This is a genomic window from Serratia sp. PL7, assembly GCF_945957435.1.
On the sequence record NZ_CAMFLB010000057.1, the window covers coordinates 1 to 8,954 of the forward strand.

Annotated in this window: 10 protein-coding genes; all 10 read right to left on the reverse strand. The window is 56.2% G+C overall.

The features are described 5' to 3' along the window. Nucleotides 1–69: 69 nt before the first annotated feature. Nucleotides 70–945: a tail fiber assembly protein gene (locus N6G83_RS53480; protein ID WP_260524379.1), complete on the reverse strand. Its 876-nt coding sequence runs from the start codon at nucleotides 943–945 to the stop codon at nucleotides 70–72. Next, the gene (locus tag N6G83_RS53485) at nucleotides 945–1,757 is read right to left on the reverse strand and encodes a phage tail protein (protein ID WP_260524380.1); all 813 of its coding nucleotides are present in this window, start codon (nucleotides 1,755–1,757) and stop codon (nucleotides 945–947) included. The genes N6G83_RS53480 and N6G83_RS53485 overlap by 1 nt, the downstream gene beginning before the upstream one ends. 2 nt (nucleotides 1,758–1,759) lie before the next feature. Continuing rightward, nucleotides 1,760–2,344, reverse strand: a complete 585-nt coding sequence (locus tag N6G83_RS53490) for a YmfQ family protein (protein WP_016807443.1) — start codon at nucleotides 2,342–2,344, stop codon at nucleotides 1,760–1,762. Next, the gene (locus N6G83_RS53495; RefSeq protein ID WP_064342254.1) at nucleotides 2,329–3,405 is read right to left on the reverse strand and encodes a baseplate J/gp47 family protein; all 1,077 of its coding nucleotides are present in this window, start codon (nucleotides 3,403–3,405) and stop codon (nucleotides 2,329–2,331) included. The genes N6G83_RS53490 and N6G83_RS53495 overlap by 16 nt, the downstream gene beginning before the upstream one ends. Next, complete coding sequence (locus tag N6G83_RS53500) at nucleotides 3,392–3,844, reverse strand: phage GP46 family protein (protein ID WP_019704449.1); 453 nt, start codon at nucleotides 3,842–3,844, stop codon at nucleotides 3,392–3,394. The genes N6G83_RS53495 and N6G83_RS53500 overlap by 14 nt, the downstream gene beginning before the upstream one ends. Next, nucleotides 3,841–4,380: a phage baseplate assembly protein V gene (locus tag N6G83_RS53505; RefSeq protein WP_023301719.1), complete on the reverse strand. Its 540-nt coding sequence runs from the start codon at nucleotides 4,378–4,380 to the stop codon at nucleotides 3,841–3,843. The genes N6G83_RS53500 and N6G83_RS53505 overlap by 4 nt, the downstream gene beginning before the upstream one ends. Beyond that, entirely contained in the window at nucleotides 4,371–5,450 is a 1,080-nt protein-coding gene (locus N6G83_RS53510; RefSeq protein WP_260524381.1) for a phage baseplate assembly protein, read from the reverse strand. The genes N6G83_RS53505 and N6G83_RS53510 overlap by 10 nt, the downstream gene beginning before the upstream one ends. Continuing rightward, a complete protein-coding gene (locus N6G83_RS53515) occupies nucleotides 5,443–6,699 on the reverse strand; it encodes a DNA circularization protein (RefSeq protein ID WP_224266785.1) in 1,257 nt (418 codons plus the stop codon). Before N6G83_RS53515 ends, N6G83_RS53510 begins: the two co-directional genes overlap by 8 nt. Beyond that, complete coding sequence (locus tag N6G83_RS53520) at nucleotides 6,699–8,492, reverse strand: phage tail protein (RefSeq protein WP_260524382.1); 1,794 nt, start codon at nucleotides 8,490–8,492, stop codon at nucleotides 6,699–6,701. Before N6G83_RS53520 ends, N6G83_RS53515 begins: the two co-directional genes overlap by 1 nt. Nucleotides 8,493–8,590: 98 nt before the next feature. Beyond that, nucleotides 8,591–8,954 (reverse strand): phage tail assembly protein (locus tag N6G83_RS53525; protein ID WP_260524383.1); only part of this gene is annotated, 364 nt, incomplete at its 5' end.

Below are 8,954 nucleotides of genomic sequence, written 5' to 3' on the forward strand. Positions count from 1 at the left end.
TTGCGCATCCTTAGGTTCCGGCATCTCGGGGACGCCGCTGGTATTGTCGAGATGATACATGACGACTCCTTACGGCTTATCTGGCCAGACGATATCGGTGACGGTGATGTCAATTCGACTCACCGCGAGGCGATACGCCTCCCATCGTGCAAGTTGCGCGGTTTCATCATCAGTTGCCTGACCGCTGCTGACGGCATAGCTCAGCAGTGAAATCTGTTCCGACGCATTAGACAGCAGTTTTGCCTTCTGACGGTCAGCCTGAGCGATGAGATAAACATGTTCAGCATCGGCATTTTTAATCCAGGCTGAGCCATCCCATTCATCGAACTGACCTGGCATTTTGAGGGTATAGCCATCAGGAACAGGACCAATGTCGGTGATGGTCAGAGGCTCGCGGGTTGTGGTGTTCCAGATAACCTGACCGCGCAGGTCTTTGACATAAATCCACTCAGCTCCGTTCCAGCGGGTGACGAACGTCGTTTTGTCCTCTGGAGGGGCTACGAACGTGCAGCCCTCCGGCAGCGTAAACCACGCGTCAGAGACGGTATGTTTCGTGCCGTCGGTCTCGTAGTAAAGTTGCCCTGTTTTATCTTCAATCTGTATCCACTGACCATCCGTGAACAGCAGAACGTAACCGGCATCAGCAACAGGCGGTTCAATGGTAGTAGCCCATTCCGGCAGGGATTCACTCAGTGCGGAAATAACAAAGCCGGTGCCGTGAATATTCCAGTAACGGGTTCCGCGAATATCTTTCACGTATTCCCAGACGTTATTTTTAAATATACCGGTATGGCCTTTATCCGGCTCGCAGGGAATATGCGTGGTATTTGCGGGCAGGCCTGTACCTGCCGGGATCGTCATAAAAACAGAGCCAATATAAACGCCATCGGCATCGTACTGATAAAGCCAGATGGCCTGCGGGCTTTGAGAAAATTCAAATGACATTACGCTAACCTCACAATGGCGTTAAAGGCGATATTTTTGACGGTGTTTTCGGCATTACCAGTGCTGTTGATCGTCACTGCATGAGCATGAGGACCGATATAAACAGTATGTCCGTGAATACCAATGTTGACGGTATGGCTGTGGGCCGGGGCTTTACTGGTCTTGTTACGCGTGCGATGCGAGTCATTATCTGACCCTACGACATAGTCCGGGTCCCAGACATCCCCCGGCGCTAACATGCCACCATCATGGTCATGCTCGTTATCCGAACTGGTGGGCTTTGTGCCGTGATCAAAGTTACTGGCGGGCACTGTCCCGAGGTCCGTTGTGGCCACGCTTCCGGTGTGTGCGTGAGCCTTCACACCGTCAGCTTCATATGACAGCAGCGCCCGCCCGGAGGCGGGTAAAAACTTGATGGTCTGGCCGCGCATGTCAGGCAGAACGCCGGAGGGATAAGCGACAGCAAGACGCGGATAGGCGTTTTTATCGAAGCTCTGACCCAGCATCAGCATAAAACCGGTCGGCGCTGTTGCACCCGGCCACGCCAGAGGAATACCCGGCGGCAGCATATAGTCCGAGGAGAAAATACGGATGGCCTGAGCAAACTGATCCAGCTGCGTTTTATTCGGCGTGATATTCGCCAATGCCAGCACATTCAGCATTTCCGCCTGAATAGCGTTAAACCAGTCCGCCCCCGGATAACTCGGCTGAATACCGTCGCCGCCTTCGGTAAACCAGCGACGCTCAGTAAATAATACCGGCTTGATGGCGGGCATATCAGGAACGGAGGAGGCATTATCCAGGTGATACATAATTAAACCTCGTAAAGAAAATCATAATCGTGCCCGGCCAGCCGGTAACGACGTAAAAAACATTCCAGTATCTGCGCCTGCAGGCTGATTAACGGCGTCAGGACGTTGCTGATACTGCGAAAGCGGATCATCGGCATATCCGTGACCGTCACCTGCAGCAGGTAGCGGTATTTATGCGAATAAATCGGATACATGATGTCGCGCATGACGTGATGCGGCAGGATCTCTGTCACCTGAATGGTGAAACCCAGCGCATCCTTCACGGCCTGCTCAATCTGCCAGGTGGCCAGCCCGCCCTTGCGGTGATACTTCTCCACCACGGCATCGCGACGGCGGTCGAAACCGTCAGGGATGGCGTTACAGTCCGGCAGACCGAGATAGTCCTCCCAGTCGGCCAGCAGCAGGTCAGTGGTCTCCGGGCGCATCTCGGTGACAAGTAAATCCGCGTTCGCCTCCGCCAGCTGCAGGCGGGAACTGAAGCCCCGGAGCAGTGACGTCAGCGCCGCCGTCTGGTCGCGGGGCCACGCTTTACCGCGCGGCATCAGCTGCTGCAGGACGTCCTGCCAGTCCTCTACACGATGCGCCATGTGATTGCCCCCAGCGTCAGCAGTTCATAGTTCTCGCTGGCCTGATTGGTGGTGAGGTCCAGATCGTAGTCGGTGACGCCCGTCGATGAGCCGATGGCCGTGCGGATAGCGGAGAGCAGCAGCGTATCCCCCGGCGAGACCGAACGGAACAGCGCCTGCAGGCTCAGGGTGACCGCAGAACGGATGGCGGCAGTGTCGGGGATGACGCGGATGGTCAGCGGCACCGGCTTGAGCGTCAGCGGGATGGGCCAGACCTCGATACCGCCCGGCTTTCCGACGTAAGTCCCGGTTGCCGGGTCCTGATGGCGGAAAAGGTACGCCTGCATTGCTTCGCGGTCGGTGCCGGTCGGGATAATGTCAGTGCGCTGGTCGTAGACCCATGCAAGGCCGACCGTACCCAGCCCGTGCCAGCAGTCAAAGGCCCATGCCCGGCTGATGCCCGGCAGTTCGGTGGCCCAGATAACGTAATCGTGCAGAGCGCCGCCGGTTGGCGGGTTGCGCTTGCGGTACAGCAGGCGGGTCAGCAGCTCGGCCACGGACTCGACGTCCGCGCCGCCGGAAATCCCGGCATCCGCCACCACGCCGTCGCTGTTCACTCCGGCTACCGGGGAAATGAGGGTCAGAACGTCACCCGCCGTCAGGTTGCCGCTGAGGCCCGTCTCGTCGGCCTGCACGGTGACGGTGATTTTGCCCGCTGACGGGTCACTGGTGGCGGTGACGTGGTAGCGTACGCCGTCCTGCGTCTGCATCTCGGTATCAAGCGCCAGCGGCTTTGTGCCGGTGAAGGTGACCGGGCCGCTGGCATAGGATGCGGCCTTACGAATCACACCCTCATAGCGGGCGGTATCAATGATGGTTTCGTCGGCGGACTGCTCTGACGGGATAATCTGGTTTTTAATCCACGTTTGATAATCGTACACGTCGCGTAAAGCGCCGCTGAAAGCCGTATTTAACGCACGTTCAACGCCGACAATCGGTAATTCCTGGTCGAGTTCAATCTCTAAATCCTGAATACCGGCGCGAATAAGCTGGCGGAGCGTCGGGACATTAAATGTAGCCATTTTCTACCGCCTCCCAGCGTTTCTTTATTTCGACGGTTAACTCGGTTTTATCCGGGCGGGTGAGAATAATGGTTAATGCCAGCCAGTTAATACGGGGAATAGTGGCAATGACCTGCGCATTTCGCGCATAGCCGTAACGTAATAACGGTTGCATGGCCAGACGGGCGTAATTCTCCGCGCGGAGCCTGACCTCTTCGGTCAGCTTTTCACGGTCAATCAGCCAGAGCTTTGAGCCCCATTCAAAATCGCTGAAGGAATTACCGCACCAGCCGCGACGGTCATCGGTGCCGTCGGGTATTTCGTCGCTGGTATCGGCCCGAGCATCAGTAAACAGGCAGATATACACCAAAGAAACAAGGCCCTCGTCAAACGAAAGGCCATTGTGTTCAATCTCGATGTCGCCGCCAGCGGGCAGGTGCCAGTTTATTCTGATGGTCATAAGGGTTTAGTCGTGTTTTCACCGTCACCATCCTTATGAATATGGTCGAGGAAACTTTTTCCCTGAACCTGGATATCTTCACTGAAAGAAGTGGGGCCGGTGATATTTATCTGTTTACCGATAATGTCACAGCTCTCTTCGGCAACCACATTTACCGTCTTCCCTGTTATTTCAATCACGCCATTCTTTTTCAGACGAATAATATGGCCTTCCTGATGATAAAGAATAACGTCGCCTTCTTCGCCGCCACGGGGACGGCTCCCTTTATCCTCGACGGCGATGGCCACCAGACCGCCGCGACGTCCACCCACGGCGACAACTATCGCCTCAGAGCCCGCAGGTGGAACGCTGGAAAACCCGTAATTCTGGAAGCGCTCGACGTCGTCATTGGTCTCGTCGGCCAGAGACTGCACCTGCAGGTTCTGCCGACCGAGGCTGTCCGTCACAATACGTACCAGAGCCCGGTCTACCATCAGGCGCAGACGTCGGCCCAGCTCAGCAAAGGAACGCCCGAAATTCGCTTCTTTTAGTCCCACGTGACCCCCACGGATGTTTTTTTGCCTTTCTTCTTCGCCTTCTGCGAGGGCATATCCAGCGACTCAGGCGGTGCCAGTGTCAGTACGGTCAGACGACCGCTGTCACTTTCCATAAATGACACAGATTTAATCAGCCAGGTAACGTCGAGTTGCTGGATTTCATCGGTCACCGGCACCAGTCGGTTAGTATCCCATAGCGGCCCTGTAGCACCGTTTTCACGCCAGCCCGCCACAGTGATTTCGGTGGTGTTGGATTCGCCCAGCACGTAAGCCTTATGCCACTCACCACGGGCACTGGCACCGCCGACCGTCAGGCTGTCCTCGTTGACCAGAATCTTCGGACGATAGCGGGTGATCTCCGGGTCACTGACAACGGTCTGGCGTCCACCGACCATCTTCACCGGCTGGTCGTCCCACGTCGCACCGCCCGCACTGCCAGAGCCCTTGACGATGTACTGGCTGGCACGCTCACGCCAGCTGAAACGCCCCCGTGCGGCCAGAATATTGTCGCCGAGGGTGAGCCTTACTCCCGCACGCCGGGTGGAAGCGCGGGTGATGACCAGCCGCCCGTAAGCGTCCGAGGTCACCAGAACGCCGCGCTGTTTGGCCAGACGGTCGAGCAGTTCAAAGCCCGTTTCACCCTGTTCCAGGGTGATGCTGCCAAACGCCTCGCCGGTGTCGGTTTCGTTGACCATCTCGATGCCGTAGGGCTTGCAGATGGTGGCCGCAAGCTGCTCCAGCTTCAGACCTTTCCACTGGCCGGACTTATCGACCACCGAGCTGTCCACCAAATCGCCGGTCTTGTCGCGGCCCATCACGCGCAGGGAGACGTTTTCCGAGTCATAGCTGGGAATAAAGTCGTCGATGTAGCCGGTCATGACGCGGTCGCTGCCGATGGAGACCGTACAGGACTGACCGGGTTTGATGGAGCGTGGCGCGGCAGATGACCATTGGGCGGTGACGGTCAGATCAAACTCGCCCGCCACGGACTCCAGCGAGCGGTTGATGGTCATATCCGTCCAGCCGCCCCAGACCTTGCCGTCAACGTTCAGGGTTAACTCTTCAGTCATTGCTGATGATCTCAATCGTCTGTGAAGGCGTAATAAAGGAGGGATAGCGCAGCCGGTTACGGGTCACCAGCTCATCACGATTCTCAGCGTCGCCGGTATCGCGGTAGGCCAGCAACATCACCGGTACAGTCCGGGCAGGCGTGACGCGGCGCAGTTCTGGCAGTTGGATACTGCGGATACGCACGTCATTGACCACAGCGAACCGCAGCTCGCGAAGGGAGCGCCACAGCTCTCGGAGGCCGCTTTCGACGGCTTCTGCGGCGGTCTCGCCGAGGCGCTCAGCCAGCTGGTCGCCGGTGTTCTGTGCATCCTGGCCGGTCTCGAAGGTCGCGGTGGCCACCGCTTCAGCTTGAGCGACCAGCGTGGAGATAATCACCAGACGTCTGAAGTCAACGATATTGGTCTCCATCGCCGCCGTGGTCTCCGGCGTCGATGCCGGGGTGACGCTACTGGCAAAACCGGTATCGGTGTTCACGCTGATGTTATCGGCAAGGGATTTGGTTGCAGACTGCGCCGCCCGGTCGCCTTCCCATTTGTCGCGCAGCTGGTCATAGACCCGCAGGGCGAACGGCGGCTCAGAGACCAGGTCCTTCATATCGCTGATGAGGCCGGTGATATCGCGGATCATTTCACCCGGAGCGGCGGCCACAATACCTGCGAGGTCCTTAAACCGGTTGAGGCGGTCCATCCATTCACTGAGCGCTGCTGGCAGGGTTGGCAGACTGGTGACAAAGCCCTCCATATCCTCCAGCAGGGTGTCTACCATGCTGCCGACGCCATCGAGCGCCGCAAAATAATCCCCGCTGGCCAGTGCTTCCTTGACCTTATCCGCCGCGCTGAGCGTGGTGGCGCTGGTGTCTTCAGTGCCGGACGGAAACAGCTGCTCGCCAGCCTCGTAAACCTCAAAGGATACATAGGCAATTCCGCCTTCCTCGGTGGAAAGGCGATGTGTGACGCGGCCTGCCTGAACCTTCTGCACACCGAACCACGGATGCACCAGCTCGCCGGGACCGGCGGTATTGAGTGCGGCCAGCAGGCGGTTCATCTGGTCGATGTAGTCGCTGCCGAGCAGGATCGCGTTAATCTGTTGTTGAGTCAGTACCGCGCCGTGGTCTTCCGTCCAGCCCACCTCTTTTTTAGGGTAGGCGTGAGGGATAGCGCGGCGACCGCCAGTCCCCTCGACGTCGCGGAAAAAGAAAGGAGCGCCCCGGAACGAGGCATCGCGGAGGTCTTCCCATTTAGTGGCCATTATTGCTGCTCCATATTGCGAACACCACTGGACGCACTCATGGTAACGCCGGGGGCATTGACCTTGACGCTGGTCACCTGAACCCGATCATCTTTAACAGAAACCTCGATACTGCCTTTCAGCTGCTGGGGCAGGAACGGGTAGCCAGACTGGTTCTGGGGCTGCATTGAAGCCCACGGCGACGGGTCTTGGTAACCCGCAGGTGACGACGAGGGAGACGTGAAAAAGTTTTTGATATCCTCCCACATCGTTGAACGCTCATTGTTCTGCTGAACCCTTTTAAGGAGTTCTTCACGACCCTCGTCCGAAAAAGGGTCCATATCAGTTAACCCCATCAACTTACTGGCAATTAACCCGCCTCGGGCAAGCATTCCAGGCCAACCAGGAAGGTCGGCGGTAGTATCAAGAAGATCGTTAACCTTATCTTCACCTGTTCCGCCCAGCCCACCTGCTGGCCAGTTGGTCACATAAACTGGCATTACACCGGAACCGAACACATCAGAGACACCATTTGGTATACCCTTACCCTTATTTGGATTCAGCACATCCCAGACACCTTTACCAAACTGAAACGCTTTGCGGGCTGCAATAACCCCCCCGACTGCGATGGCGATATTTTTACCAATCTCCAGCCAGTGCTGGACGGTTTCCTGGTCAACGGAGTTAATAGCGTCGGCCAGTTCCTGCACTGGTTTTGCAAGATTGCTGTTCGCGAATTTCTTCCACGTAACGTTCAGGCTGGTCATGGCGGAAGTGAAGTCCTGAGCTGCATATTTAGCATCCGCCATAATGCCTGAACCGTCTGCGACTACAGCGTTGTAACGGGCAAAGTTTTCTGCACCTTTACCTGTGGTGACGCTGGAAATAATCAACCGGCTGTAATCGGTAAGTCCTGCTTTAGCCAGACGTTCGTCCTGACGTTTAGGCCCATCTTTACCTGAGAGTTGCGCGATATTTTTAACAATCTCGTTAATAGCCAGCATTCCTCCGCTTTTATCACGCAGCTTTACACCGCTGGCTTCCAGAATTTTGGCGATTTTGGGATTACGCAGATCGTTGAGTAAGTTAAAAGATGCTGTAGCCGCCAGATCTCTGTCACCCACCGCATCCATTGCTGATTCCATTACCGCACCCATTTCCTTGAGCGCTTCCGGCCCGGTTCTTCCAGTCCCTGCGTAGGCCGAGAAAATTTTAGTGCCACTTTGCGCAAAATCTTTTAATTCAAAGCCTCCCTCTTTACCCAATTGATTTAGAAAATCCATTGCCAGAAGATTTTCCTGGTCAGATTTAGTTTTGAATTTCTGAAACGTTGCAAACAATCCACCGATAGAATCGCCATCAGAGCCGGATGCCGCTATTGACGCTGCCATCATCTCCTTATTTTTGACACCAAAATCCAGGTCGCCAGTCATTTTGTTTACGTTTGCCAAAGCCTTCATCACTTCAGCATCGTCCACACGGAATTTAATAGCCGCATCTTGGGTGTCAGAAAAAATCTGGCGCATCTCCTCACGTGTTTTCCCAGCTGCAATCCCGAGTTCAGTCAATGCTCTGTCAGTTGTTGCGAACTCACGTAACATTGCCCCACCGGCAAACCCTGCAATCATAGTGGTATAGCGATTCCCCAGCGCATCAAGGCCACGACCTGCAGCAGCAGATGTCGCTTTAACAACCGACATCGCCCGCTGATTGGTGCGGGCGAACTCGGACATATTGGCACCATACTGGCGAGCTTTGGCGGTCAGGTTGCCTGCCAGATTGATGAGTATTTCAGTGGTGAGGCGGTTTGCCATGTTGCTTCCTCAGCTGCTCTGTCAGGCGCAGCAGTTGCCGGAGAGGCAACTGCTGCAGGTAGGACATATCAAAACGTTGAGACAAATTGACGAGGAGATTACTGAGCGCCGTCGCCAGCGGCATCAGGTCGCCCCCGGCCAGCTGTCTCCGTCACGAGGTCATCCATTTTGCTCGCGCTGCTGGACAGCATCTCAAGGTCTTCAGGGTGGAAGCTGTAAAGCTGTTTAAGCGACAAAGGGCCGGGGATTTCACCCACCCAGAGGATTTGCTTACGCAGCATTGCCAGCCCCATCAGCACCTCAGAGCAGTACGCCACCGCCTTGCCGTTCTCCCCGATGACCACGCGCTCCGCCTCAAGCTGGGCGTCGATAACGTCTTTTGAGGTCAGTTCACGGAATGTGACTTCGGTGTAACGGATCTCATTGTCAGTGCCTTTACCGGCGATGTAACCGTGTTTTAAG